Source organism: Nocardioides bruguierae, from assembly GCF_023656415.1.
GTDB lineage: Bacteria > Actinomycetota > Actinomycetes > Propionibacteriales > Nocardioidaceae > Nocardioides > Nocardioides bruguierae.
The window spans coordinates 41,602-67,005 of sequence record NZ_JAMOIL010000006.1 but is presented as its reverse complement, the minus strand read 5'-3'; the positions used below and the strand labels follow the sequence as shown (position 1 = coordinate 67,005).

Annotated in this window: 22 protein-coding genes; 15 read left to right on the top strand and 7 right to left on the bottom strand. The window is 75.0% G+C overall.

Translation table 11 applies throughout. From position 1 onward, the window contains the following. Window positions 1-62 precede the first annotated feature (62 nt). On the top strand, window positions 63-2,396 hold the full coding sequence (locus M8330_RS06155; protein WP_250826613.1) for a S8 family serine peptidase: 2,334 nt from the start codon (window positions 63-65) through the stop codon (window positions 2,394-2,396). Window positions 2,397-2,415: 19 nt separating this feature from the next. On the opposite strand, the gene M8330_RS06150 is transcribed toward M8330_RS06155, so the two are convergent. Then, on the bottom strand, window positions 2,416-3,252 hold the full coding sequence (locus M8330_RS06150; RefSeq protein WP_250826612.1) for a PP2C family protein-serine/threonine phosphatase: 837 nt from the start codon (window positions 3,250-3,252) through the stop codon (window positions 2,416-2,418). Between the two features lie 92 nt (window positions 3,253-3,344). Here M8330_RS06150 and M8330_RS06145 point away from each other — a divergent pair, with 92 nt between their 5' ends. Together M8330_RS06145 and M8330_RS06140 are read left to right on the top strand one after the other, a co-directional pair. Beyond that, entirely contained in the window at window positions 3,345-5,615 is a 2,271-nt protein-coding gene (locus M8330_RS06145; protein WP_250826611.1) for a helicase C-terminal domain-containing protein, read from the top strand. A 110-nt stretch (window positions 5,616-5,725) separates the two neighbouring features. Beyond that, window positions 5,726-7,396, top strand: a complete 1,671-nt coding sequence (locus M8330_RS06140; RefSeq protein ID WP_250826610.1) for a DNA repair helicase XPB — start codon at window positions 5,726-5,728, stop codon at window positions 7,394-7,396. A 153-nt stretch (window positions 7,397-7,549) separates the two neighbouring features. Here the strand turns inward: M8330_RS06140 and M8330_RS06135 are convergent, their stop codons facing one another. After that, on the bottom strand, window positions 7,550-7,768 hold the full coding sequence (locus tag M8330_RS06135; RefSeq protein WP_250826609.1) for a DUF5999 family protein: 219 nt from the start codon (window positions 7,766-7,768) through the stop codon (window positions 7,550-7,552). 131 nt (window positions 7,769-7,899) lie between these two features. Between M8330_RS06135 and serA the strand changes: the two genes are divergently transcribed. From serA to M8330_RS06105, 6 genes are all read left to right on the top strand, one after another. After that, the gene (gene serA / locus M8330_RS06130; RefSeq protein WP_250051524.1) at window positions 7,900-9,108 is read left to right on the top strand and encodes a phosphoglycerate dehydrogenase; all 1,209 of its coding nucleotides are present in this window, start codon (window positions 7,900-7,902) and stop codon (window positions 9,106-9,108) included. Between the two features lie 103 nt (window positions 9,109-9,211). Beyond that, window positions 9,212-10,138 (top strand): oxygenase MpaB family protein, encoded by a 927-nt coding sequence (locus M8330_RS06125; RefSeq protein ID WP_250051522.1) that lies wholly within the window; start codon window positions 9,212-9,214, stop codon window positions 10,136-10,138. A gap of 128 nt (window positions 10,139-10,266) precedes the next feature. Beyond that, on the top strand, window positions 10,267-11,505 hold the full coding sequence (locus M8330_RS06120) for an MSCRAMM family protein (RefSeq protein WP_250826608.1): 1,239 nt from the start codon (window positions 10,267-10,269) through the stop codon (window positions 11,503-11,505). A 307-nt stretch (window positions 11,506-11,812) separates the two neighbouring features. Next, window positions 11,813-12,739, top strand: coding sequence for a carboxypeptidase-like regulatory domain-containing protein (locus tag M8330_RS06115; RefSeq protein WP_250826607.1), 927 nt, complete (start codon window positions 11,813-11,815; stop codon window positions 12,737-12,739). A 94-nt stretch (window positions 12,740-12,833) separates the two neighbouring features. Continuing rightward, on the top strand, window positions 12,834-13,517 hold the full coding sequence (locus tag M8330_RS06110) for an HD domain-containing protein (RefSeq protein WP_250826606.1): 684 nt from the start codon (window positions 12,834-12,836) through the stop codon (window positions 13,515-13,517). After that, window positions 13,514-14,806: an 8-oxoguanine deaminase gene (locus M8330_RS06105; RefSeq protein ID WP_250051515.1), complete on the top strand. Its 1,293-nt coding sequence runs from the start codon at window positions 13,514-13,516 to the stop codon at window positions 14,804-14,806. The genes M8330_RS06110 and M8330_RS06105 overlap by 4 nt, the downstream gene beginning before the upstream one ends. Before the next feature lie 57 nt (window positions 14,807-14,863). On the opposite strand, the gene M8330_RS06100 is transcribed toward M8330_RS06105, so the two are convergent. Further along, window positions 14,864-15,229, bottom strand: a complete 366-nt coding sequence (locus M8330_RS06100) for a DUF8819 family protein (protein WP_250826605.1) — start codon at window positions 15,227-15,229, stop codon at window positions 14,864-14,866. A 35-nt stretch (window positions 15,230-15,264) separates the two neighbouring features. Here M8330_RS06100 and M8330_RS06095 point away from each other — a divergent pair, with 35 nt between their 5' ends. Further along, entirely contained in the window at window positions 15,265-15,537 is a 273-nt protein-coding gene (locus M8330_RS06095; protein WP_250826604.1) for a DUF4031 domain-containing protein, read from the top strand. Between the two features lie 149 nt (window positions 15,538-15,686). Here M8330_RS06095 and M8330_RS06090 read toward each other — a convergent pair whose 3' ends face one another. From M8330_RS06090 to M8330_RS06080, 3 genes are all read right to left on the bottom strand, one after another. Further along, window positions 15,687-16,406 carry a GntR family transcriptional regulator gene (locus M8330_RS06090; protein ID WP_250826603.1) on the bottom strand — a complete coding sequence of 240 codons (720 nt, stop codon included), beginning with the start codon at window positions 16,404-16,406 and terminating at the stop codon, window positions 15,687-15,689. A gap of 85 nt (window positions 16,407-16,491) precedes the next feature. After that, on the bottom strand, window positions 16,492-19,086 hold the full coding sequence (locus tag M8330_RS06085) for an ABC transporter permease (RefSeq protein WP_250826602.1): 2,595 nt from the start codon (window positions 19,084-19,086) through the stop codon (window positions 16,492-16,494). Window positions 19,087-19,088: 2 nt separating this feature from the next. After that, window positions 19,089-19,829, bottom strand: a complete 741-nt coding sequence (locus M8330_RS06080; RefSeq protein ID WP_250826601.1) for an ABC transporter ATP-binding protein — start codon at window positions 19,827-19,829, stop codon at window positions 19,089-19,091. Between the two features lie 158 nt (window positions 19,830-19,987). Here M8330_RS06080 and M8330_RS06075 point away from each other — a divergent pair, with 158 nt between their 5' ends. Next, a complete protein-coding gene (locus M8330_RS06075; RefSeq protein ID WP_250826600.1) occupies window positions 19,988-20,431 on the top strand; it encodes an SRPBCC family protein in 444 nt (147 codons plus the stop codon). Window positions 20,432-20,434: 3 nt separating this feature from the next. Here M8330_RS06075 and M8330_RS06070 read toward each other — a convergent pair whose 3' ends face one another. After that, entirely contained in the window at window positions 20,435-21,064 is a 630-nt protein-coding gene (locus M8330_RS06070) for an alpha-ketoglutarate-dependent dioxygenase AlkB (RefSeq protein WP_250826599.1), read from the bottom strand. Between the two features lie 128 nt (window positions 21,065-21,192). On the opposite strand from M8330_RS06070, the gene gnd reads away from it, so the two are divergent. The 4 genes from gnd (at window position 21,193) to M8330_RS06050 (ending at window position 25,390) form a co-directional block, all read left to right on the top strand. After that, a complete protein-coding gene (gene gnd, locus M8330_RS06065; protein ID WP_250826598.1) occupies window positions 21,193-22,662 on the top strand; it encodes an NADP-dependent phosphogluconate dehydrogenase in 1,470 nt (489 codons plus the stop codon). Window positions 22,663-22,812: 150 nt separating this feature from the next. Continuing rightward, window positions 22,813-23,133: a hypothetical protein gene (locus M8330_RS06060; RefSeq protein ID WP_250051498.1), complete on the top strand. Its 321-nt coding sequence runs from the start codon at window positions 22,813-22,815 to the stop codon at window positions 23,131-23,133. An 88-nt stretch (window positions 23,134-23,221) separates the two neighbouring features. Beyond that, a complete protein-coding gene (locus M8330_RS06055) occupies window positions 23,222-24,577 on the top strand; it encodes an MFS transporter (protein ID WP_250826597.1) in 1,356 nt (451 codons plus the stop codon). 153 nt (window positions 24,578-24,730) lie between these two features. Then, window positions 24,731-25,390: an ABC transporter permease gene (locus tag M8330_RS06050; RefSeq protein ID WP_250051493.1), complete on the top strand. Its 660-nt coding sequence runs from the start codon at window positions 24,731-24,733 to the stop codon at window positions 25,388-25,390. The last annotated feature ends 14 nt before the right edge of the window (window positions 25,391-25,404 follow it).

The following is a 25,404-nucleotide window of genomic DNA, read 5'->3' as shown; positions in this document are numbered from 1 at the left end:
CTCACATAGCACGGAGCAGAGCCGAAGGTAGGGACGTGGAGAGAGTCGCGTCGCGTGTCGCGGTGAGGGGCCTCGGCCCCGGGGCGAGCGCGCCCGCACGCGGCCTGCGCCGCCTCGTCACGGCCGCCGTGCTCTCGACCTCGCTGGCCTCGCTCGGTGTGCTCGGCACCGCCGCCCCGGCCGCCGCGGTGCCCGACGACGGCTTCGGCGGCGCGGCCCGCACCACCGGTGCCAGCCCGTCCAGCAGCGCGAGCGCCACCCCGTCGTCCACCCCGTCGTCCACCCCGACGGCCTCGCCGACGGCCTCGCCGACGGCCTCGGCCTCCGCGGACGGTGACGCTGGCGCGGCGACCGACGGGACGCAGGCCCCGGCGGAGCGCCGGCTGTACCTGGTGACGCTCACCGGCGCCGGCACCGCGGGGCAGCCCGAGGACCCGCTGGCGACCGTGCGCCTGCGCGCGGAGCAGGACGCGGTGCTCGGCCGCGTCGGCTCCCCCGCCCCCGTCTACCGCTGGACGACCGCGCTGAACGGCGTCGCCGTCAGGCTCACGGCCGCCGAGGCCGACGACCTCGCCGCCCTGCCGGAGGTCGCGCTCGTCGAGCCGAACTCCGTGCGGACCCTCGCGGGCCGGGGCGTCGCGACCGTGGGCGCCGCCACCGCCGAGAGCGCCGGCACCGGCTCGGTGGGCGGCGCCGGCACCGTGGTGGGCGTCGTCGACACCGGCCTGGACCCCGCGAGCGCCGCGTTCGCCGACGTGCCCGGCCTGGGCTCCGCGCCGGGCGGGTTCACCGGCACCTGCGACGGCGAGGGCGCCTGGGGCCAGGCCTCCTGCACCGGCAAGGTCGTGGCCGGGCACTCCTTCGTCGAGGGCTTCGGCGCCGACCGCGTCAGCGCCTCGGCCAGCCTCTCCCCGCTGGACACCGACGGCCACGGCACGCAGGTCGCCTCCATCGCGGCCGGCAACTCCGGCGTCACCGTCCGTGCGGGCGGCGACTCGCTGGGCAGCTTCTCCGGCGTCGCTCCGCAGGCGCGCGTCGCGGTCTACAAGGCCTGCTGGACGGCCCCCGACCCCGCCGACGACGGCTGCGCCACCGCCGACCTCGTGGCCGCGATCGACCAGGCCGCCAGCGACGGCGTGGACGTGCTCGAGCTGGCCGTCGACGGCCCCGCCCGCCTGGACACCGTGGAGCTGGCGCTGCTCGGCGCCGGCGAGAGCGGTGCCGTGGTGGTGGCCGCAGCAGGCAACGCCGGCCGCACCCGCACCGCCGCGCACCTCTCGCCCTGGGTGACGACCGTGGGTGCCGTCCGCGGTGCCCAGCGCACCGGCTCGGTCTCCGTGGCGAGCAGCGACGGACGCACCTCCGGCCCCGTGCTCTCCGGCGCCATGGCGGCCACCACCCGTGTCAGCGGGCGACTCGTGCGCGGCGTGGAAGCCGTCGCCCGCGGCGCGACCCGCGCCGCGGCCCGGCTGTGCGAGCCCGGCAGCCTCGACGCCGCCACCGTGCGCGACGCCGTCGTGCTGTGCGAGCGCGGCGGCGTGGGCCGCATCGACAAGTCCGCCGCGGTCGCCGCGGCCGACGGGGCCGGCATGGTGCTGGTCAACACGGCGCCCGACGGCGTGGACGCCGACCTGCACGCCGTGCCGACCGTCCACCTCGACCAGGCCGACGGCCGCACCCTCGAGCGCTGGGTGGCCGCGCACCCGCTGGGCCGGGCCACGCTCGCCCCGCAGGGCGTCACCAGCGAGCGGGCCCGCGTGCCCGCGTTCTCGGCCGGCGGCACCCCCGACTCCCCCGTCCTCAAGCCCGACGTCGTGGCCACCGGCACCGACGTGCTCGGCGTGCTGCCGGCCTCCGTCAGCAGCGACCGCTGGGGCGTGCTGACCGGCACCTCCGCCGCCAGCGCCGTGGTCGCGGGCGCCGCCGCCCGCCTCGCCGCGGCGACGGGCCTGGAGGCCCAGGGCGTGCGGGCCCGCCTCGTGGCCGGCGCGACGCCGCTGCGGGGGGTCTCGGTGCTGCGCCAGGGCGCCGGTCAGGTCTCCCCGGAGGCCGAGGACTCCGAGGTCGGTCTCCTCGTGCCCGACCGGGGCGACTACCGCGACTGGCTCGCCGGCGCCGGGCGGCTGCCCAGCCCCGGCGTCGTGCTGCGCACCGACGGCGGCACGGCCCGTCGCACGGTGGTCAACGCGGGCACCAGCACCCGCACCTGGCGGGTGCGGGTCACCGGCCTCGACAGCGCGGACGCGGTGGCCCGTCCGGCCACCGTCACCCTCGCCCCCGGCGAGCGGGCCACCGTCCGGGTCAGCGTCGGCGCGAGCCTCGCGGACGAGGGCTCGATCGTGCTCCGCAGCACCGACGGCCTGCGCACCCGCATCCCGGTGCTCGTGCGGCGCTGACCCCGCCAGCCGACCCCTCTCAGCGCTCCCGCGTCTCCATCGGCACGGTGTCGCCGTCGTGCGCCGCCCCGCCGGGGCGGTCGTCGACACCGACCGCGGCGCCGGGGCCGGCGTCCACGTCGACGACGACCGCGGTCGCGTTGTCCCGCCCGCCCGCGGCCACGGCCGCGGAGACCAGGTCGGCCGCAGCCTCCGCGGCCGAGGCGCGGGTGGCCAGCAGGTCGGCGATCTCGTCGTGGTCGATCATCCCGGTCACGCCGTCGCTGCACAGCAGCAGCCGCTCCCCGGGGGTCACGGGCAGCCGGGCGAGGTCGGGCGAGGGCGTGCCGCGGCCGTCGAGGGCCCGGGTGATGACGTTGCGCTCCGGGTGGGTCGCGGCCTCCTCGGGGGCGATGACGCCGGCGTCGACGTAGTCCTGCACGAGCGAGTGGTCCCGGGTCAGCTGCTCGAGCCGTCCGTCGGCGAACCGGTAGGCCCGGGAGTCGCCCAGGTGCCCCAGCAGCCAGGCCGGCTCCGCCCCGTCCTGGACGAGGAGGGCGCACACGACCGTGGTGCCGGCGTGGAAGCCCTCGGCGCCGGCGTCGGCCTGGGCGCGGGCGTAGTCGGCGATGCGGCCCTGGGCGGCGGCGAGCGCGCGGCGCAGCGCCGGCTCCGCCTCGTCCAGGCCCCTGGTGAGGCCGGCCAGCGAGCCGAGCTCCTCGACGGCGAAGGCGGAGGCGACGTCGCCGCCGTCGTGGCCGCCCATGCCGTCGGCCACCGCGAAGACGGGCGGGGCATCGAGGAAGGCGTCCTCGTTGACCGTGCGCACGCGCCCCACGTCGGTGGCGCCGGCGTGCCGGACCTGTACCTGCTGCATCCTGGGTTCTCCTCGACCTGGGTGCTCGTGTGCCCATCCTCGCCCCGACCAGGCGTGGGCCGCGTCCCCCGGGTGTGGCTAACGTGGGTCCGATGTCCACCTCCGGTCACCGGTCGCTCGCCGACCAGCTGCGTGCCTGGCCCGACGAGCGCCTCGCCGGGCTGCTGTCGCTGCGCCCGGACCTGGTCTCCCCCGCCCCGCACGACTCCGGCCAGCTGGCCTCGCGCGCCGCCACGCGTTCGTCGTTGCAGCGGGCGCTCGACCAGCTGAGCCGGTTGGAGCTGTACGTCCTGGATGCCCTCGTGGTGGCCGGTCACACCGATCCCGACGAGGTCGTCGGACTGGTCCGGGCCGCCCCCGAGGCGGTGCGCACGGCGCTGGGCAGGCTCCTGGACGCGGCGCTGGTCTGGGAGGGCACCTCCGGGCTGCGTGTGCTCACCGGCGTGAGCGAGGTGCACGTCGGCGGCCCGGAGGCCGGGGTGAGCGGGCTGCGGCCGCGCTCGACGGACCCGCTGCCCGCCGCCGAGGTGGAGCGTCGGGTCGCGGAGGTCTCCGAGCAGGCGCGCACCATGCTGCACGCGGTGCTGGACGCCGGCGGCGAGGCGACGAGCGGGTCGAGCCGGCACACGGTCAGCCCCGCGGACGCGCGGACGCCGGCCGAGGAGCTGCTCTCGCGGCGGCTGCTGGTGCGGCGCACCGACGGCGTCGTCGTCCTGCCCGGCGAGGTGGGGCTGGTGCTGCGCGGCGGGCGGACGACGACCGAGCCGGTCGACGAGGTCCCGGTCGTGCCGACCTCCTCCCGGGGCGCGGACATGGTGGCCCGCGCGGCCTCGGGCGCGGCGTTCGAGGCGGTCCGCCGGGTCGAGCTCTTGCTGGAGACCTGGGGCACCCACCCGCCGTCCGCCCTGCGCAGCGGCGGCCTGGGCGTGCGCGACCTCAAGGCCGCCACCACCCTCCTCGGCCTGGACGAGGCGGGCACGGCGCTCCTGGTGGAGACGGCCGCGGCCGCGGGGCTGCTGGCGCAGGGCCTGGGCCGCGAGTCGGAGCCCGCGTGGGAGCCGACCGACGACTACGACCGCTGGCTGGGGCTCGGCCTCGCCGCACGCTGGCGGGTGCTGGTGCGGGCCTGGCTGACCAGCCCGCGGATGCCGGCGCTGGTGGGCCGCAAGGACCCCGCCGGCAAGACCTGGAACGCCCTGGTGCCCGAGCTGGTCGGCGCGCACCAGGTGGAGACGCGACGGCTCACGCTGGACGCCCTGGCCTCCCTCGACCCCGACGCCGTGCCCGCCAGCGGCACCGGCCTGCCCGGCGTGGTCGCCCGTGTCTCATGGCTGCGGCCGCGCCGCCCGCGCAACCGCGCGGAGCAGGTGGCCTGGGCCGTGGAGGAGGCCGCCGTGCTGGGCATGACCGGCCTCGGCGGGCTGCCCGACTACGCGCGCACCCTGCTCGCCGGGGACGAGGACGCAGCCGTCGCGGCGCTGGACGCGCTGCTGCCCGACCCGGTGGAGCAGGTGCTGCTCCAGGCCGACCTCACCGCCGTCGCGCCCGGCCCGCTGACCTCCGCGCTGGCGCGCCGACTGGCCTCGGTGGCCGACGTGGAGTCGCGCGGCGGTGCCACCGTCTACCGGTTCACCCCCACCTCGGTGCGACGCTCCCTCGACCTGGGGTGGACGGCGGCCGAGCTGCACGACTTCCTCGGGACCGTCTCGGCCACGCCGGTGCCGCAGCCGCTCAGCTACCTCGTGGACGACACGGCCCGGACCTTCGGCTCGGTGCGGGTGGGCGCGGCCGAGGCGTTCCTGCGCAGCGACGACGAGACCGCGCTGGCCGAGCTGCTGCACCACCCCCGGGCCCAGACCCTCGGGCTGCGGCGGATCGCGCCGACGGTGCTCGTCACCGCCACCCCGATCGACGTGCTGCTCCCCCGGCTGCGCGAGCTGGGCGCCGCGCCGGTCGTGGAGGGGCCCGACGGCGAGGTCCGCGTGGCGGCGCCCGACCAGCTGCGGGCACGGGTGCCCCGCGAGCGGCGGGCCGGCGCGGCCGCCGCCTCCCGGGCTGCCCGCGCCGAGGCGTCCGTGGCCCACGTGGTGAGCGCGGTGCGCTCAGGCGACCGCGCCGCGGCCTCCCGCGCCGAGCCCGGCGCCCCCGTCAGCCCGGCCGACGCTCTCTCGGCGCTGCGCGAGGCGATCGAGGCCCGCCGGACCGTCGTCATCGGCTACGTCGACCAGCAGGGACGACGCGGCGACCGCGTCGTCGACCCCCTGCGCCTGGACGGCGGCGTCCTCACCGGCTTCGACCACCGCGCCGACGACGAGATGCGGTTCGCCGTGCACCGGGTCCACTCGGTGCGGTTGGCCGACTGACCGCCGATAGTGCGCGACGAAAGGCACCACCGAGCCACCGATCCGGGTGCTTGTCGTCGCGCACTATCGGCCAGGACGGCGGGTGTGGACGGGCTCCGTAGGGTGTAGCGGTGAACGACGGCCCCCTCATCGTCCAGTCGGACAAGACCCTCCTGCTCGAGATCGACCACGAGCAGGCCGCGGACTGTCGCCGCGCGATCGCCCCGTTCGCCGAGCTGGAGCGCAGCCCGGAGCACGTGCACACCTACCGGCTGACGCCGCTGGGCCTGTGGAACGCGCGGGCCGCCGGGCACGACGCCGAGCAGGTCGTGGACACGCTGCTGGAGTACAGCCGGTACCCGGTGCCGCACTCGCTGCTGGTGGACGTGGCCGAGACGATGGCCCGCTACGGCCGCCTGCGGCTGGAGAAGCACCCGGTGCACGGGCTGGTGCTGGCCAGCACCGACCGCCCGGTGCTGGAGGAGGTGCTGCGCGCCAAGAAGGTCGCCGGCATGCTCGGCGCGCGCATCGACGACGACTCGGTGGCCGTCCACCCCAGCGAGCGCGGCAACCTCAAGCAGGCGCTACTCAAGCTCGGCTGGCCGGCCGAGGACTACGCGGGCTACGTCGACGGCGAGGCCCACGCCATCGACCTGCTCGAGGACGAGTGGCAGCTGCGCTCCTACCAGCGCGAGGCGGCCGACTCGTTCTGGCACGGCGGGTCGGGCGTCGTCGTCCTGCCGTGCGGTGCCGGCAAGACGCTGGTGGGTGCCGCGTCCATGGCCCACGCGAAGGCCACGACGCTGATCCTGGTGACCAACACGGTCAGCGCGCGCCAGTGGAAGGACGAGCTGGTGCGGCGCACCTCGCTCACCGAGGACGAGATCGGCGAGTACTCGGGCGCGGTGAAGGAGGTCCGACCGGTCACCATCGCGACCTACCAGGTGCTGACGATGAAGCGGAAGGGCGTCTACCCGCACCTGGAGCTGCTCGACGCCCGCGACTGGGGCCTCATCGTCTACGACGAGGTGCACCTGCTGCCCGCGCCGATCTTCCGGATGACCGCCAACCTCCAGGCCCGCCGCCGCATCGGCCTGACCGCCACGCTCGTGCGCGAGGACGGCCGCGAGGGCGACGTGTTCTCCCTCATCGGCCCCAAGCGCTACGACGCGCCGTGGAAGGACATCGAGTCCCAGGGCTGGATCGCGCCGGCCGACTGCACCGAGGTGCGGGTGACGCTGCCGGAGGACGAGCGGCTCGTCTACGCGACCTCCGAGCCCGAGGAGCGCTACCGCCTCGCCTCCTGCACCCATCGCAAGGTGGACGTGGTGCGCGACCTGGTCCGCAAGCACGCCGGGCGCCCGATGCTGGTGATCGGGCAGTACATCGAGCAGCTCGACGAGCTGGCCGCGGCCATCGACGCCCCCGTCATCAAGGGCGAGACGACCGTGAAGGAGCGCCAGCGGCTCTTCGGCGCGTTCCGCTCCGGCGAGATCGACCGGCTCGTGGTCTCCAAGGTCGCCAACTTCTCCATCGACCTGCCCTCCGCCGAGGTCGCCGTGCAGGTCTCCGGCTCGTTCGGCTCCCGGCAGGAGGAGGCCCAGCGCCTCGGCCGGCTGCTGCGCCCCGGCGACCCCGGGCCGCACGGCGAGCGCAAGGTGGCGAAGTTCTACACGGTGGTCTCGCGCGACACCGTCGACGCCGACTTCGCCCAGAACCGGCAGCGGTTCCTCGCTGAGCAGGGCTACGCGTACCGGATCGTCGACGCCGAGGACCTCGGCTCGGAGGACCTCACCTCCTGAGGACTCCCGTCCCGGCACCGGGGGTGCGGGACGGACAGGGGTTCGGGGGCGCCGCGGGCCACGGAGCGTGATGCTCGACGTGACCGTGCGACGCCCCCGAGGGTGCGCCCGCCCGCCGCCAGTCCCGGGCGGGCCCACCAGTGCGGGTGCCGGTCAGGGCGGGACCAGGCATCCGCCGTCGTGGAAGACGATGAGTCCGTTGCACAGCAGCTGCCAGCCCTGGTCGACGTCGTGGTCGGACACGGTGTGGGCCGCCGTGGCGTGGGGGTCCCGGGCATCCGGGCACGTGGGGACGTGGTGGCACATGGTGGTCCTCTCGCCGTCGTCGGTGTCGTCGGTGCTGCTGTGCGTGACAGGGGTTCCATCGGGCACCCGCCGAGCCGGTTGAGCAACCGGTTGAGCAAGGTTGGGACAAGCCGGTCCGAAACTCGCGACGACCGGGCCCGACGTCCAGCACTCGTCGTCCCTGGGGTGATCGCGGCCGGTCGGCCTACCCTGGCCACGTGAAGGCGCTGCTCCTGGAGAACATCCACCCGCTCGCGGTCGAGATCCTCGAAGACCGCGGTTACGACGTCGAGCTGCTCGGCCACTCGCTCGACCACGACGAGCTGGTCGAGAAGCTGCAGGGCGTCTCGCTGCTGGGCATCCGCTCCAACACCCACGTCTCCGCCGAGGCACTCGACGCCGCCCCCGACCTCAAGGCCGTCGGCTGCTTCTGCATCGGCACCAACCAGATCGACCACGCGGCCGCGGCCGAGCGCGGCATCGCGGTCTTCAACGCGCCGTACTCGAACACGCGCAGCGTCGTCGAGCTGGTGATCGGCGAGATCATCATGCTGGCGCGCCGCCTGGCCGAGAAGACCGAGAAGATGCACGCCGGCGTGTGGGACAAGTCCGCCAAGGGCTCCCACGAGATCCGCGGCCGCGTCCTCGGCATCGTCGGCTACGGCAACATCGGCACCCAGCTCTCGAACCTCGCCGAGGCCATGGGCCTCTCGGTGATCTTCTACGACACCGCCGACCGGCTCGCCCACGGCAACGCCAAGCGCAAGCGCACGCTGGACGCGCTGCTGGCCGAGGCCGACGTCGTCTCCATCCACGTCGACGGACGCCCGGGCAACGCCGGCCTCTTCGGCGCCGAGCAGTTCGCGAAGATGAAGCCGCGCTCGCTGTTCATCAACGCCAGCCGCGGCATGGTCGTGGACACCGAGGCGCTGCGCGACCACATCGTCTCCGGCCACATCGCCGGTGCCGCGCTCGACGTGTTCCCGATCGAGCCGAAGGCGCAGGGCGACGAGTTCGAGTCCCCGCTCAAGGGCCTCGACAACGTCATCCTCACCCCGCACGTGGGCGGCTCGACCCAGGAGGCGCAGGAGGAGATCGGCTTCTTCGTCGCCACCAAGCTCGCCGGGTTCCACCTGCAGGGCCGCACCGAGCTCAGCGTGAACCTGCCCGCGGTCGGCGCCCCCGAGCTGCACACCGGCAACCGCCTGGGCTACCTGCACGACAACCTGCCCGGCGTGCTCGCCGAGGTGAACCAGCTGCTCGCCGACTCCGGCGCCAACGTCACCGGCCAGTACCTGGCCACCGTGCGCCAGCAGGGCTACGCGGTGATCGACATCGACGGCGACGTGCCCGAGGAGGTCGTCGCCAAGCTGGCCGGCTCCGAGCACTGCCAGTGGGTGCGCACCTGGCACGCTCCGCAGGACTGACGCCGCCCCACCACCGGGCACGACCGCACGCCGGCGTCCGCCGCCCCCTCGTCGCGACGAGAGGGTGTGCGGGCGCCGGCGTCGTCGTCCGTACGGTGGACGGATGATCACGCAGGCCCGCGCACGCCTGGGCGAGGCGCTCTTCACCCGTGTCGCGGGGCCCGACGGCCCGCGCAACCGCGACCGCATCCACACCCGGCCCGGCCCGCGCTGGTTCGAGCCCGGCTCCCCCATCACCCGGGTGCACGGCGACGCCTCGATGTTCGTCGGCGGCGTGCGGGCCCTGCTGCTGCAGACGCTGCACCCCGCCGCCATGCAGGCGGTCGCCGACCACTCCGGCTACCGGGGCGACCTGTGGGGCCGCCTCGCCCGCACCAGCACCTTCCTGGCGACCACCACCTTCGGCCACGCCGACGACGCGCGGACGGCGGTGGAGACGGTGCGCCGCATCCACGACCGGGTCACGGGCACGCTGCCCGACGGCACCGCCTACGCGGCCGGCGACCCGCACCTGCTCGCCTGGGTGCACGCGGCCGAGGTCGACTCGTTCCTGCTGGCGCACCAGGTCTACGGCGAGCGCCCGCTCACCCCGGCCGAGTGCGACACCTACCTGGCCCAGGCGGCCGTGGTCGCCCGAGCCCTCGGCGTCCTCGACCCGCCCACCGACCGCGCCTCGCTCGCGGCCACCCTCGGCTCCTACCGGGTGGAGCTGCGCGGCACCCCGGCAGCCCGGGAGGCCGCGCGGTTCCTGCTGCTGCACCCGCCCATCCCCCTGGCCGCCCGCGTCCCGTACGCCGCCCTGTCGGCGGCCGGGGTGGGCCTGCTGCCGGCCTGGACCCGGCCGCCGCTGCGGCTGCCCTGGGCGCCGGTGAGCGAGCGGACCGTCGTCCGCCTGCTCGGCTCCGGGGTCGTCGGCGGCATCCGCTGGGCGCTGTCCGGGCAACGCGTCGGCACCCGGTCACCGGAGCAGGCACCGGAGCAGTCACCTGAGCAATCACCTGGGCAGTCACCGGGGCAGGCCGCGTCTTGAGGTGAGCCTGAGCCAACGCTGACGCGATCCTGCGTCGGTCTTGAGGCCACGACCAGGCACTGTTCCTACAGTGGTGCCACCGCACCGGGACGCCAGGGTCCCGGGCCCGCCCCCACGGGAAGTCACGCATGCCGACCCCCCACCGCCCGGCCCGGCCGGCGCTGCTGCTCGCCCTCGTCGTCCTCCTGGGCGAGGCGCTCGTCCCCACGGGCACCGCCTCCGCCGCGGACACCTCCGGCGCCACGGCCACCTCGTCCGCCTCGTCGTCGCCCCCCGCCGAGCGGGGCACCCGCACCACCGTCCGCGGCGTCGTGCGCAACCCCGACGGCGTGGCCATCGTGATGCGCTGGTTCACCCGGGACTGGACCCAGATCGGCGTGCGCCGCGTGCGCAACGACGTCTACTCGCTGCGGCTCGCGCCGGGCGTCTACCACCTGCAGTTCTCCGACAAGCGGCCCTCGTACAACACCAAGAAGTACGCCCCGACCGACGTGACCGTCCGGGTGCGGAAGCGGACGCTGCAGCGCAACGTGCGGATGGTGCGCGGCGCGTCGGTCACCGGCGTCGTGCGCAACCGCCACGGCAAGGCCCTGGCGAGCGCCCGCGTGGTGGCCGCCGACGCGGCCGAGAACAGCTTCACGACGACGGCCGACAAGCGCGGCCGGTTCGCCGTCACCGGCCTGCCCCGCGGCAGCTACAGCCTCTTCACCTGGGACCGGTCGAAGACCTGGGTCGCCCGCTCCACCTACGTCGCCGACCTGGCCGTGGGCGAGGTCCGGGACGTGCCCCTCACCCTCGGCACCAAGGCCGGCAAGCTCCTGGTGGACCTGCGCGCCGGCGGCGAGCCGATCAGCTCGCGGGTGACCGTCACCGTCGTCTCCCGCACGACCGGGCAGTGGTGGACGGTCAACGCCCGGCACGGCACCGCCAACCTCGCCGGGCTCTTCCCCGGCCGGTACACGCTCATCGCCCCCGGCTACGAGAACTACCTCCCGCGCACCGGCGCCGTCGAGGGCGGCACCGTCCGCGCCGGCCGCGCCGACCTCGCCTCGGTCTTCCGCTGGACGAAGCAGGGCGGCCGCGTCCGGGGCCGCGTGGTCAGCAGCGACGGCCGCGCCCCGATGGAGGGCACCACGGTGCGGCTCTACGACGACGGGGGCGACGTGGTCGCGGAGACCACCACCGCCGCCGACGGCACCTTCCTGGTCGGTCAGCAGCTGCGCACGCAGAAGGTGACCGTCCAGGTCCTGCCGAACAGCGCCCAGGCCGAGTACTACAAGAAGTGGACCCGCACCGGCGTGCAGGTCCGGGTGGACCGGGTGAAGCGGATCGGCACCGTCGAGCTGGTCAAGCGCAAGGGCGTCTGATCTTCCCGGAACGGTCCGGTCACCGCGCTGGACCAGTGGACCGAACCTGCCGATCTCATGCACGTGGGGGTATCTGAACAGCCATGATGGCGGCGGAGAGCGACGCCTCCTCCGCCGCCGGGCCGCTGACGTCCGATCGGAAGGACCTCCCGGAGACGTGTGGGCAGAACGTGCGTGCACCGTGGCCGATCTGTGGATGAAGCGTGGCCGACTCTCCGCCTATGGTCGATGACACGAGCCCGGGCACGTGACGGGTGTGACGGATGAGGTGAGCAGGATGCGGGCGACGGACGCACAGGGACAGGTCGTGGTGGAGCTCCACCGGGCCGCGCCGTGCCTCGCACGCCTCCGGTGGTTCGCCGGTGACCGCCTGGTCGGGGAACGCCGCTCCTGGGACGCCCGCGTGGTGCTCCCGGTGGAGCCGGGACCCGTGACCGTGGAGGTCGTCGACGACCGGGACGGCACCGATCCTCTCCGCCTCGCCTCCGTGCGGGTGCAGCTCGTCGTCACTGGGACGGACGACGAACCTGCACCCGTACCGGTCGAGCTCGCACGTGGCAGTCGGCTGGTCGGGCGGGTCACCGCCGCGGACGGCGGCCTCGTGCGGTTCGCCCGCGTCACGGCCCGGGCCTCGGACGGGCGCACCTTCGCGGTCCGCACCGACGGCCTCGGCCGCTACGTGCTCGGCGGGCTCCCCGCCGTCCCGCTGCTGGTGCGGGCCACGCACCGCACCGGTCGCTCGGTCTCCACGGCGCTGACCCCCGGGGTCGGCCGCCTGCACCTGCACGCCCCCGTGCTGACCCTGCCGCCGCTCGCCCCGGAGCCGACGGACACCCCGATCACGGCGGGCGGGGCCTTCCGCGGTCGCGTCCTCGCCGCCGGCGAGCAGGCCGACGGTGGACGGGGCGTCTGGGCGGCCCGCGTCGAGCTGCGTGACGCTGCCGGCGCCGTGCTCGCCCGGACCCGCACCGACGCCTCCGGCGCGTTCCGCGTGGGCGGTGACCTGCCGTCCTCCTCGGGCCTGGTGCTCACGGTCTCCTCCGGGCCCGTCCGCCCCGTCGCCGGCGCCCACCCCACCCGCACCACCGTCCGCGGCCTGTCCTGCGGCCCGGCCGAGGTCGTGGAGCTCGGCAGCCTGACGCTGCCCCGCACCGCCACCACCGAGCAGGACGCGGCGGCCGGCGGGCTGCTCCCCCGGGCCGCGGCCCTGCGGCTGCCGTCCGTCCGCGCCTGAGGCCCGCCCGCGGCCGGTCGCGGGGCCGAGGCGAGGTCCGCACCGGGCGCGTTCCGGTGGCGCCGCGGCCTCCGGCGGGCTTCAATGGGTCGCGATGCCTGACGAACGCACGTCCGCCGACGCGGACCACCCCGACCCCCGCCGCTGGTGGCCGCTGCCCGACGCGGAGGACCTGCGCGAACGCCTCGTGGACGCCTGGTCCGAGCCGCACCGCGGCTACCACGACCTGACCCACCTCGCCGAGGTGCTGGCCCGGCTCGAGGAGCTCGCCGTGGCGGGCGTGCCCTTCCCGGTGCTCCCGGTGGTGCTGGCCGCCTGGTTCCACGACGCCGTCTACGACGGTGAGCGGGACGCGGAGGAGCGCTCGGCCGTGTGGGCCGAGGTCGAGCTGCCGGAGGTCGTCGGCGAGGAGACCGCGGCCGAGGTCGCCCGCCTCGTCCGCCTCACCGAGACCCACACCCCCGAGGACGACGACGTCGCCGGCTGCGCGCTCTCCGACGCCGACCTCGCGATCCTCGCCGCGCCCGCCTGGCGCTACGAGGAGTACGTGCGCACCGTGCGCGCGGAGTACGCGCACCTCGACGACGCCACCTTCCACGCGGGCCGCGTGCACGTGCTCGAGCACCTCGCCGAGAAGCCCGCCCTCTTCCACACGCGCCCGGCGCGCGAGCAGTGGGAGGAGCAGGCGCGGGCCAACCTCGCCGCCGAGGTCGGCCGCCTGCGGGCGGCGCTGGAGGCGGACCAGGCAGCCGACCAGCCCACCGAGCAGCCCGCGTGACGCGCCTGGTGCTGCGCGGCGCCCGGTGGCCGGGCGACGTCGCGATCGAGGACGGCCTGATCACCGCCGTCGGCGACGTCCCCGCCCGTGAGGGGGACGAGGTGCTCGACTGCACCGGCGACGTGCTCACCCCCGGCCTGGTCAACACCCACCACCACCTCTACCAGTGGCTCACCCGCGGCTGGGCCGTGGACGAGACGCTGTTCGGCTGGCTGCGCACGCTCTACCCCGTCTGGGCCCGGATCACGCCCGAGGACGTCGGCGCCGCGGCCGCGCTCGGCCTGGCCGAGCTGGCGCTCACCGGCTGCACGACGGCCGCCGACCACCACTACGTCGTGCCCCACGGCGACGACTCCGTCTTCGACGCGATCGCCGACGCCGGGCGCCGCCTCGGCCTGCGCGTGCACGTGGCCCGCGGCTCGATGGACCTCGGCGAGTCCGACGGCGGCCTCCCGCCGGACAGCGTCGTGGAGGACCTCGACGCCATCCTCGCCTCCACGCAGGCGGTGCACGACCGGCTGCACGACGGCGACCGCGTGGTCGTCACCGTGGCGCCGTGCAGCCCGTTCTCGGTGACCACCGACCTGATGCGCGAGTCCGCGGCCCTGGCCCGCTCGCTGGGCCTGCGGCTGCACACGCACCTGGCCGAGACCCTCGACGAGGAGCGCGACTGCCTGGCCCGCTTCGGCAAGCGGCCCGTCGAGCTGCTCGAGGAGCTCGGGTGGGTGGACGACGACGTGTGGTTCGCCCACGGCATCCACTTCTCCGACGACGAGGTGGCCCGTCTCGGCGCCGCCCGCGCCGGGGTGGCGCACTGCCCCTCCTCCAACGCGCGGCTGGGCGCGGGCATGGCGCGCAGCGCGGACCTGCGCGCGGCCGGGGTGCACGTCGGCCTCGGGGTCGACGGCGTCGCCTCCAACGAGATCGGTGGGCTGGGCGTCGAGATGCGCACGGCCGTCCAGGTGGCCCGGCTGCGGGCCACCGACCCCACGGCCCTCAGCCTGCGCGACGCCCTCGACATGGCCACCCGCGGCGGAGCCGCGTGCCTGGGCCGCACCGACGTGGGCGCGCTGGAGCCGGGCCTGAAGGCCGACGTGGTGGTGTGGCCCGGCGACCACGTCGCCGACGTGCGCGACCCGCTGGCCGGCCTCGTCCTCGGCCCGGAGCCGCGGGCGCGGCACGTGCTGGTGGGTGGCGAGGCCGTGGTCACCGACGGGCACCTCGTGCACGCCGATCTGGACGCCCTGCGGGCCGACGTCGCCCGCCGGGCGCGACGGCTCTGGTCCTAGACCTCTCCGGTCCTGGACGCCCGCGCTCCCGGCCCCGAGCCGGGTGCCGGGTGCCGGTCAGGCCGACGCCAGCCCTCCCAGCGGCGCGACCTCCGTGCCGCTCTCCTCGCAGACCCAGACCGGGTCCGGCCCACCGAGGTCGGGCTCGACGTAGAGCGAGTGCTCCGGGTCGTCGGCGCAGCCGGGCAGGGTGCACAGCGGCCACCGGCCGCTGGTCTCGAACAGCTGGTCCTGCACGTCCTGCGCCACCAGCCCGGGCACGAACACCGCGCCCTCGGGCCAGGCGCCGACCCACTCCGCCCGCTCGGAGAGCGAGGCCTCCAGCAGCGAGACCGCCTCGGGGGTGGCCCGGGCGCGGGCGGTGAGGTCGGCCAGCACGAGGGCCCGGGCGGTCAGCAGCACGTCGTCCACGTCGGCCATCATGCCCACGCCCCGGGTGCAGCCCGTAGTCTGCGCGGGTGGCCCTGCTGATCGACCCGCCGAACGCGCCGGGCCACGGGCGGTTCTGGTCGCACCTGGTCAGCGACATCTCCTTCGAGGAGCTGCACGCGTTCGCCGCCGGCCTCGGCATCCCACGGCGCGGCTTCGACGGCGACCACTACGACGTGCCCGCCGAGCGCTACGACGCGGTGGTGGACGCCGGCGCGCGACCCGTGACCTCGCGCGAGCTGCTCGCCGCGCTCTACGCGGCGGGTCTGCGGCGCCCCAAGCGCGACCGGCGCGGGGGCTGACGCACGACGGCCCCGACGTCTCGGCGCCCATCGTGCCGCGGCGTGGGGAGCGTGACCGAGGCGGTCTGCGGCGGTGGTGGCGCGCCGGCCGTCGGGGCCGCGCGGGTGGAGCAGGTGGAACGTGCTGCTGGTGGTGCGGGTGACGCGGGTCAGGCGTCGGAGCCGAGCTGGACCCAGAGGGTGAAGCGGTCGGCCCGGTAGACCGAGCGCGAGACCTCCACGACCTTGTCGCCGCAGATCGCGCGGCGCGAGTGCCGCAGCACGGAGGTGAGCGGCTCGACCTCGAGGAGCTGGGCCTCCTCGGCGGTCGCCTTGTCGGCCTGGATCGAGTCCTCGGCCCACGTGGGGCGCAGGCCCCGGGCGTCGAGGGCGTCGTACAGGCTGGTCGGCATCCCGGACTGCAGGAAGCCCGGCAGGAGGATCTCGTTGAGGTAGGCGTCCTCGATGCACATCGGGACCCCGTCGGCCCGGCGCAGACGCCGCCAGTGGATGAGGGCGTCACCCTCGGTCAGCGACAGTGCTCGCGCGACGCCAGGCCCGGCCTGCTCTCGTCGGGCCAGCAACGTCTGGGACTCCGCCAGCATGCCGCGGCGGGTCATCTCCTCGGTGTACCCGGTGATGCGGGAGGCGGTCCGGCGGGGGCGCGCGACGAACGTGCCCCTCCCCGGGATGCGCTCCAGCAGCCCTTCGACGACGAGGGCGTCCATGGCTTGGCGCACGGTCATACGCGCAACCCCGAACTGCTGCACCAGCTCACGCTCGCTGGGTGCCGGCGAGCCGGGCGCGGAGCCCGACACGAGGTTGCGGACGTACTCCCGCACACGCACGTGCTTGAGCGCACGCCCGTCTGCCTCTAGTAGCTCGTCCACATCGTCGAGAGTAGGTGAAGGCTTGCCCGACGTCCGGGGAACAAAGTCATTGATCTCACGGGGCGGAGGATTGTCCCGCCGCCCCTCACTCGCTGGCAAGGGCGGTCAAGACATCCTGCCGGGCCGCCCGGCGGGCGGGCAGCACGGCCGCCAGCACACCCACCACGACCGCTGCCACGAGGAACGCGAGCAGCTGCCCGACGGGCACCGCGACCACCTCCAGGCCCTCCTCGCGCAGGGCGCGCATGAGCACCACGCCGAACACGGTGCCGAGGACGAAGCCCAGCAGCGCGCCCAGCACGGCGATCGCCACCGACTCCAGCGTGACCATCCGCCGCAGGCCGGCACGGCTGAGCCCGACGGCCCGCAGCATCCCGATCTCCCGGGTCCGCTCGACGACGCTGAGCGCCAGGGTGTTGACGATGCCCAGCACCGCGATGAGCAGGGCGAGGGCGAGCAGCGCGTAGACGATGAGCACGATCCGGTCGATCGGCTCGCGCTGCGCGGCCGCGAAGGCGTGCTGGTCGGCGACGGTGACGGTCGGCTGGTCGGCCAGCTCCTCGCTCAGGGCCGCACCCACGGCGGTCGGGTCCGCGCCGTCGGCGACGAGCACCACGAGCAGCCAGTCCTGCTGGAGCAGGCCCGCCGCGTCGTAGGTGCCGGTGCCGACCAGCACGTCCGCGAAGATCATCGGGTTGTCCTCCACCACGGCCGAGACCCGCCAGGTGGCCGGGCCCTCGGGGGTGACCACGTCGAGCGTGTCGCCCGCGGCGATGCCGCGCTCGTCGGCGAGGGCCTGCTGGACGACAGCCAGCCCGGGCGCCAGGTCCACCGCCCCGTCGAGCACCGTCAGCCGCAGGACGTCGGCGTCGTCGGCGTCCGTCGCCGCGACCGGCAGGTCCTCCCCCTCCTCCGTCCCCTCCTCCGTCCCCTCCTCCGTGCCCTCCTCCGTGCTCGCGGAGACAGGCGCCCAGGTGATCCGGTCGAGCCGCTCGCGCACCACCTCGCCCACGCCCTCGACGCCGGCGACCCGGCCGGCCAGGGAGGTCGAGAACGGCGCCCCGAAGGCGCTGCTGACGAGGTGGTCGCCGGGGAAGGTCTCGGCGATCGTGGCGTCCACCGACGCCTTGGCCGAGGCGCCCACGATGGCCAGCGTGCCGGCGACGGTGAGGCCGATCATCAGCGCCGAGGCGGTGCCCGCGGTGCGCCGCGGCTGGCGCAGCGTGTTGAGGGCGGCGAGCCGGCCGACGGTGCCCAGCGCCCGCTCGTAGGCGAGGCCGAGCGCGCGCAGCACCGGCCGGGCCAGCAGCGGGGCGGCCGCGGTGGTGCCGAGCAGCACCGCCAGCACGCCGAGCGCGAGCCACCACCAGTGCCCGGGCAGGTCCGGGCGCAGGCCGAGGGTGATCAGGCCGGCGCCCGCCGCGACGCCGACGACGCCCAGCACCCCGCGCCGGCGCAGCGAGCCCTCGGGCAGGGCCACGTCGTCGCGCAGCGCGGCCACCGGCGGGATGCGGGTGGTGCGCAGGGCCGGGAGCAGCGCCGCCGTCATCGTGACGAGCACGGCCACCGCGTAGGCGGCCGCCGGCGTCGTCCACGTGACCACCAGCGCCTGGCCGGAGAGGTCGAGGCCCAGCGCCGCGAAGAGCGCCTGCAGCGCCACGGCGGTGAGCAGGCCGAGGCCGAGGCCCACGGTGCCCCCGACGAGGCCCATCACCCCGGCCTCGACCAGCACCGAGCCGGTCACCTGCCGCCGGGAGGCACCCAGCGCACGCAGCAGCGCCAGCTCGCGCGAGCGCTGCGCGACCAGGATCGAGAAGGTGTTGACGATGAGGAACGCGCCGACCACCAGCGCGATGCCGGCGAAGACCAGCAGGAAGGTGGTGAGGAACGAGACCGCCCGCAGCAGGGCGCTCGCCGCGTCGGCGGCCGCCTCGTCGCCGGTGACGGCGCGCAGCCCGTCCGGCAGGACGGCGGCGACCTGCGCGGCCAGCTCGGCCTGGCTGGTGCCCGGGGCGGCGGTCACCCAGGCCGTCGTCCAGGCGTCGGCGCCGTCCAGGAAGAACCGCTGGGCCACCGCGGGCTCAACCCCCACGAAGCTCGCGCCGTTCATCGACCCGCCGCCGGGGAAGCCGTAGAGGCCGACCATGGTGGCGGTGAGCGTGGCGTCGTCGAAGGCCGAGACCAGTGGCACCTGGTCACCGATCTCGTAGCCGGCGCGGGCGGCCGTCACGTCGTCGACGACGATCTCACCGAGCCCGCGCGGCTCGCGCCCGGCCACGAGCACGAGGCCGGTGGTGCCGTTCGCGGCCGGGGCGTCGCCGGTGGTGCCGGCCAGGGCGGGCGGGCCGAACCCGCCGACCGGCTTGCCGTCGGTGCCGACGACGTAGACCCCGATCACGCGGATGCGGCCGTCGGCGCGCGCGGCACCGGGCAGGTCGGCGAGGTCCTCCACGAGCGACTGCGGCACCGCCGCCTCGGGTCGCCGGGGGCTGCCGCCGGCGACCGGCTCGACGACCACGTCGCCCACGGTGGCGTCGAAGAGCGTGGAGAAGCTGCGGTCCAGGGTCGCGGAGAAGACCAGGGTGCCGGTCACGAACGCCACCCCGAGGACGACGGCCAGCGTGCTCATCAGCAGCCGGACCTTGCGCCCCAGCAGGCTGCGCAGGGCGTAGCGGAGCATCCTCAGCCCTCGCCCGCGACGCGGCCCATGGCCTCCAGCACCGACTCGCGCGTGGGCTGCTCGAGCGTGTCGACCACGCGGCCGTCGGCCAGCAGCACGACGCGGTCGGTCCAGGCGGCCGCCACGGGGTCGTGGGTCACCATGACGACGGTCTGCCCCGCCTCGTCCACGGAGCGGCGCAGCAGGCCGAGCACCTCGGCGCCCGCGCGGGAGTCCAGGTTGCCGGTGGGCTCGTCGGCGAAGACGATCCGCGGCCGGCCGACCAGCGCCCGCGCGACCGCGACCCGCTGCTGCTGGCCGCCGGAGAGCTGCTGGGGCCGGTGGCCGAGCCGGTCGCGCAGGCCCACGGTCTCCACCACCCGGTCGAACCACGCGGGGTCCGGACGACGGCCCGCGATCGCCAGGGGCAGGGTGATGTTCTCCTCGGCGGTGAGCGTCGGGACGAGGTTGAAGGACTGGAACACGAAGCCGATCTCCTCGCGGCGCAGCCGGGTCAGCGCGTCGTCGCCCAGGCCCGCCAGCTCCGTCTCCCCGACCCGCACCGAGCCCGAGGTCGGGGTGTCCAGCGCCGCGCAGCAGTGCATGAGCGTCGACTTGCCCGAGCCGCTGGGCCCCATCACCGCCGTGAACCGGCCCGCCTCGAGGTCGAGGGTGACGCCGTCGAGCGCGTGCACCACCGAGTCGCCCTCGCGGTAGGTCTTGCGCAGGTCGCGGACGCGGGCGGCCGGTGCGGCGGTGCTCATGGCTCCATCCTCGGGGTCGGCGCGGGCTCGCGCGAGCGATTGCGGTCTCGGGGGCCCATCGGCACCCCGCCGTCCGGTCTGACCCCACCCTCCTCGACCAACGACCACCACCCACCGGGGCGGTCGGGTGCCGGCGTCCGCGCGCCTAGCCTCGAGGCATGCACGTCGAGCGCACCTTCACCGTCCAGCGCCCGTTCGAGGGCGTCTCCTCCTACCTGGCCGACTTCCGGTCCACGAACGACTGGGACCCGGGCACCGTCGAGACCACCCGCACCTCCGGCGACGGCGGCGTGGGCACCACGTACGCCAACACCTCGGAGTTCATGGGTCGCACCACGGAACTGACCTACACCGCCCAGGTCGTCGAGACGAGCCGGCTGCGCTTCGAGGGGCGCAACACGACCGCCACGACGCACGACGACCTGACGCTGACCCCCACCGGCACCGGCGGCACGCGCATCCGGTACCGGGCCGACTTCGACTTCGGCACGCTGCTCAACCTGGTCGCCCCTCTGGTGCTCAGGCGCAAGCTGGACGCCCTGGCCGACGAGACCGTGGAGCAGATGACGCGGGTGCTGGAGGAGAAGGTGCCCGCGGCCTGATCCTCAGAACACGTTGAGCGGCCGGTACTGCACCGAGATCCGCGGGCCGGCCGCCGCGGCCTTGGGCACCGCGTGCTCCCAGGTGCGCTGGCAGGAGCCGCCCATGACCACGAGGTCGCCGTGGCCGGTCTCCACGCTCACCGGGTCGCTGCCACCGTTGCGCGGCCTCAGGACGAGGCGTCGCGGGTCGCCCACGGAGACGATCGCGACCATCGTGTCCTGGGTGGAGCCCCGGCCGATCGTGTCGCCGTGCCAGGCGACGCTGTCGCGGCCGTCCCGGTAGTAGCAGCAGCCGGCGGTGCGGAAGTCCTCCCCCAGCTCCTCGCGGTAGTGCGCGCTGAGCGCCTCGCGGGCGTCGGTCAGCACGTCGTGCGGGAGGTCCTCGCCGATCATGTAGGTGTGCAGCAGCCGCGGCACGTCCACGACACGGTCGTACATCTGGCGCCGCTCGGCCCGCCACGGCACCCGCTCGACCAGGGCGGCGAACACCGCGTCCGGCTCGGGCAGCCACGAGCGCCGCACGTCGATCCAGGCCCCCTGGCCGAGCACGGTGCGCTCCGCGCCGGCCAGGGCGGCGACCATGGCGTCCACCCCGGTCTCGGAGCCGGCGAAGAGGGTGCTCTGGAAGTCCATGGGCCGACGATAGCCCACGGATCGAAACTGTGTTCGACGCTCGTGCCCGCGCGTCGGGGGACCAGCAGGGCCCCTCTCACACCCGCGGGGGTGGAACACGCGCGGCGCCGACGCGGCTGGATGGAGTCATGAGCAGCACCGAGAACCCGACAGACGCCCGCGCGAGCATCGGCCTCACCGGCCTGGCCGTCATGGGCAGCAACCTCGCCCGCAACATCGCCCGCAACGGCTACACCATCGCCGTGCACAACCGCACCACGAGCAAGATGACCGACATGGTCGAGGCGTACGCCGACGAGGCCCGCGAGGCCGGCGGCGAGCTCGTCGGCCGCGAGTCGCTGGAGGACTTCGTCGCCGCGATCGAGCGGCCCCGCACCGTGGTCGTCATGGTGAAGGCCGGCAGCCCCACCGACGCCGTCATCGACGAGCTGGCGCCGCTGCTGGAGGAGGGCGACATCGTCGTCGACGCAGGCAACGCGCACGTCGACGACACGATGCGGCGCCAGGCGGCCCTGAAGGAGCAGGGCCTGCACTTCGTCGGGATGGGCGTCTCCGGCGGCGAGGAGGGCGCGCTCAACGGCCCCTCGATCATGGTCGGCGGCTCCGAGCACGCCTACGAGAACCTCGGTCCGATCGTGGAGAAGATCGCCGCGCAGGTCGACGGCACGCCGTGCGCCACGCACGTGGGCCCCGACGGCGCCGGGCACTTCGTGAAGATGGTGCACAACGGCATCGAGTACGCCGACATGCAGCTCATCGCCGAGTCCTACGACCTGCTGCGGGCCCTCACCGACCGCACCCCGGCGCAGCTCGCCGAGGCCTTCAGCGACTGGAACGGGGGCGACCTGGAGTCGTTCCTGATCGAGATGACCGCCGACGTCCTGGCCCACACCGACCAGGCCACCGGCACGGCCTTCGTCGACGTCGTGGAGGACGCGGCGGAGCAGAAGGGCACCGGCCGCTGGACCGTGCAGACCGCGCTGGACCTCGGCGTGCCCGTGACCGGCATCGCCGAGGCGACCTTCGCCCGGTCACTGTCGGGCCACACCGACCAGCGCGCCGCCGCGCGCGAGCGCTTCGGCAGCGCCGTGCACGACGTGGAGGTCGACGTCGAGCAGTTCACCGACGACGTCCGCTCGGCCCTGTTCGCCTCCAAGGTCGTGGCGTACGCGCAGGGCTTCGACCAGATCCTCGCCGCCTCCGCTGAGAACGACTGGGACGTCGACCCCGGCACGATCGCCACGATCTGGCGGGGTGGCTGCATCATCCGCGCCCAGTTCCTCGACCGCATCCGCGAGGCGTACGAGGCCGAGCCGGGACTGAAGAGCCTGCTCCTGGCCCCCTACTTCGCGGACGCGGTGGAGGCCGGCGCGGCCGCGTGGCGGCGCGTGGTGGCGACGGCCGCGACCGCCGGCGTCCCCGTGCCCGCGTTCTCCTCCTCGCTCTCCTACTTCGACGCCCTGCGCCGCGACCGCCTGCCGGCGGCCCTCATCCAGGGGCTGCGCGACGACTTCGGCGCCCACACCTACCGCCGCGTCGACAAGGAGGGCTCCTTCCACACGCTCTGGGCGGGCGACCGCTCCGAGGTCGAGGCCTGACCCGGCCCACGGGCGCCAGCACCGGCCCGGGCCGTTCGACCCGCCGCCGTCCCACCCCCGCACCCATCCGGTGCGGGGGTGGCTTTTTCCCGCACGGAGGCGTTCCATGGTGACGACGGTCACAGTCTCGACAGCACTGCGGAGGACGCCATGGCCGATCTCCACCACCACCCCGCCAACCCGTTCGGTCGCACCGACGCGGGCACCGACGACCCGCCCCGCTACCGCCCCGGGCAGCACGGCACGCAGGCCGTGCCGCACGTGCGCGGCGAGCACCCGGCCGGCCCCACCACCGAGCCCACCCGCGGGTTCTCGACCGGCCCGGGCACCTGGCACGGCGAGCTCCCGCACGACCGCTCGCTGCTCCTGGACGACGGCCGCGGGCCGGGCGCGGGGGTCGTGATCCTCCTGCTCCTGCTGCTCGCCGCCGGGGTCGCCGGCACCGCGATCGCGCTGCTGGTCCTGGGGTGAGCCGCCGGCGGCACCGCCCCCACCGGCCCTACCGCCAGGTCCGATAACCGATTGCGCCGCAGGGGCGCTCGGGAGCGACGATGTGCCCATGACCGCTCCCCGGACGGGCAACGACGCCCGCCCCCGCCTGATCGACTTCTGGCACGACCTCCCGCGCGAGGGCAAGCTCCTGCTCTCGATCGTGGTGTTCCAGTTCCTCGGCACCGGCCTGGTGCTGCCGTTCCACATCGTCTACCTCGCCGAGGTGCGCGACTTCGGCTACGCCAACGCCGGTCTGCTGATCGCCCTCCAGCCCCTGGTCGGGCTGGTCGCGGCCGGCCCCGGCGGGTCGCTGATCGACCGCCTCGGCCCGCGCACGGTGATGGCCACCGCACTGGGCTGCCTCGTGGTCGGCGGCGTCGTCATCGCCTCGGCCAGCACCCTGCCGGTGGCCGCCCTGGGCCTGGGCCTCAACGGGCTGGCGTTCGGCATCGAGTGGCCGGCGGCGCAGTCGCTGGTCGCGTCCGTGGTGCCCTCGCGCATCCGGCACCGCTACTTCGGCATCAACTTCGCGCTGCTGAACCTGGGCATCGGCCTGGGCGGGATCGTCGGCGGTCTGTTCGTCGACGTCGAGCGGGTCATCACCTTCCAGGTCATCTACCTCGCCGACGCGGTCTCCTACCTGCCGGCGATCGTGCTGCTGCTCGGGCCGCTGCGCCACGTCGGCGGGCGGGTCGTGGCCGCCACCGCGGACGACGGCACCCCGGCCGCCCGGGTGGGCTACGTCGACGTCCTGCGCCGGCCGGGCGTGGCCTCGGTGATGGCGCTCGGCTTCCTGGCCTCCTTCGTCGGCTACTCCCAGCTCAACGCGGGCATGCAGGCCTTCGCCCGCGAGGTCGGCGAGGTGTCCACGCGCGGCCTCGGCCTCGCCTTCGCGGCCAACACCGCCGTCATCGTGCTGCTCCAGCTGGTGGTGCTCCAGCGGATCGAGGGACGCCGGCGGACCCGCGTCATCGCGGTCATGGGCGTGGTGTGGGCCGCCTCGTGGCTGCTGCTCGGCGCCACCGGGCTGGTGCCGGGCACCGCCGCGGCCACGGTCCTGCTGGCCGCTTGTGCGTCCGTCTTCGCCCTTGGCGAGACCCTCATGCAGCCGACGTTGCCGGCCCTGGTCAACGACCTGGCCACCGACGACACCCGCGGCAAGTTCAACGCGCTGAGCTCGATCTCCTTCCAGTCCGCGGCCATCATCAGCCCGCCGATCGCCGGCTTCCTCGTCGGCCACGGGCTCGGCACCGCCTACGTCGCGGTGCTCGTGGTGGGCTCGCTGGCGCTCGGCCTGGCGGCCGTCGGCCACCTGGAGAAGCGCATCGACCCGCGGGTCAACGGGATCGTCGCGGACGAGCCGACGCCCGCCCCCGGGGACGCCCACGCGGCCCCGACGCTGCCGGCCTCCGGGATCGTCTGAGGGGCCGGTCCAGACCGGTCCGAAAGGTGTCCGGTTGCTCCTGCTGACCTGCGTGGACGACTGTTCCCGCAGGTCCTCGGCGACCCCTCACCCGTTGGAGGGGGACCGGAGGGCCTACGGTTGACCGGCTCGTCAGCAACCCGAAAGGCCCCTGTGGAAGCACTGAGCAGCTGGTTCACCTACGTCTCGGCCAACATCGACTACATCTGGGAATCGACGCTCGCGCACGCGCGCATCAGCCTGATCGCAGTAGCCCTGGCGACCGTCTTCTCGATCACGCTCGGCGTGATCGTCCAGCGCCGACCTCTGGCCAGGACGATCGTGCTGACCGCGGCCGGCATCCTGCTGACGATCCCCTCGCTCGCCCTGTTCGCCCTGTTCATCCCGGTCTTCGGGATCGGCAACACACCGGCGATCGCGGCCCTGTACCTCTACGCGATCCTGCCCATCCTCCGGAACACGGTCACGGGTCTGGACTCGGTCAGCCCCGCTGTCGTCGAGTCCGCCCGGGGCATGGGGCTGAGCACGTGGCAGCAGCTGGTGAAGGTCCGGCTGCCCCTGGCCTGGCCGGTGATCATGACCGGCATCCGCGTCGCGACCCTGCTGACCGTGGGCATCACGGCCATCGCCGTCCTGGTCGGCGGTGACGGGCTGGGCACGTACGTGCAGTCCGCGCTGACCCGCAACGGCCTGCCGAACGCGACGGAGCAGCTGTACGTCGGCGTGGTCTTCACCGTCGCGCTCGGCCTCGTCCTCGACCTCGTCCTCGCAGTGGTCCAGCGGTTCACCACCGCCAAGGGCCTGCGCCTCTGACACCCCACCCCGAC

Bases quoted from the DNA above. Each gene is read 5' to 3' on its own strand.
- M8330_RS06125 (WP_250051522.1), top strand. From the start codon at position 9,212: ATGATCACGCAGGCCCGCGCACGCCTGGGCGAGGCGCTCTTCACCCGT.
- M8330_RS06110 (WP_250826606.1), top strand. From the start codon at position 12,834: ATGCCTGACGAACGCACGTCCGCCGACGCGGACCACCCCGACCCCCGC.
- M8330_RS06075 (WP_250826600.1), top strand. From the start codon at position 19,988: ATGCACGTCGAGCGCACCTTCACCGTCCAGCGCCCGTTCGAGGGCGTC.
- M8330_RS06100 (WP_250826605.1), bottom strand. From the start codon at position 15,229: ATGATGGCCGACGTGGACGACGTGCTGCTGACCGCCCGGGCCCTCGTG.
- M8330_RS06070 (WP_250826599.1), bottom strand. From the start codon at position 21,064: ATGGACTTCCAGAGCACCCTCTTCGCCGGCTCCGAGACCGGGGTGGAC.
- gnd (WP_250826598.1), top strand. From the start codon at position 21,193: ATGAGCAGCACCGAGAACCCGACAGACGCCCGCGCGAGCATCGGCCTC.
- M8330_RS06055 (WP_250826597.1), top strand. From the start codon at position 23,222: ATGACCGCTCCCCGGACGGGCAACGACGCCCGCCCCCGCCTGATCGAC.
- M8330_RS06150 (WP_250826612.1), bottom strand. From the start codon at position 3,252: ATGCAGCAGGTACAGGTCCGGCACGCCGGCGCCACCGACGTGGGGCGC.
- M8330_RS06145 (WP_250826611.1), top strand. From the start codon at position 3,345: ATGTCCACCTCCGGTCACCGGTCGCTCGCCGACCAGCTGCGTGCCTGG.
- M8330_RS06060 (WP_250051498.1), top strand. From the start codon at position 22,813: ATGGCCGATCTCCACCACCACCCCGCCAACCCGTTCGGTCGCACCGAC.
- M8330_RS06120 (WP_250826608.1), top strand. From the start codon at position 10,267: ATGCCGACCCCCCACCGCCCGGCCCGGCCGGCGCTGCTGCTCGCCCTC.
- M8330_RS06085 (WP_250826602.1), bottom strand. From the start codon at position 19,086: ATGCTCCGCTACGCCCTGCGCAGCCTGCTGGGGCGCAAGGTCCGGCTG.
- M8330_RS06080 (WP_250826601.1), bottom strand. From the start codon at position 19,829: ATGAGCACCGCCGCACCGGCCGCCCGCGTCCGCGACCTGCGCAAGACC.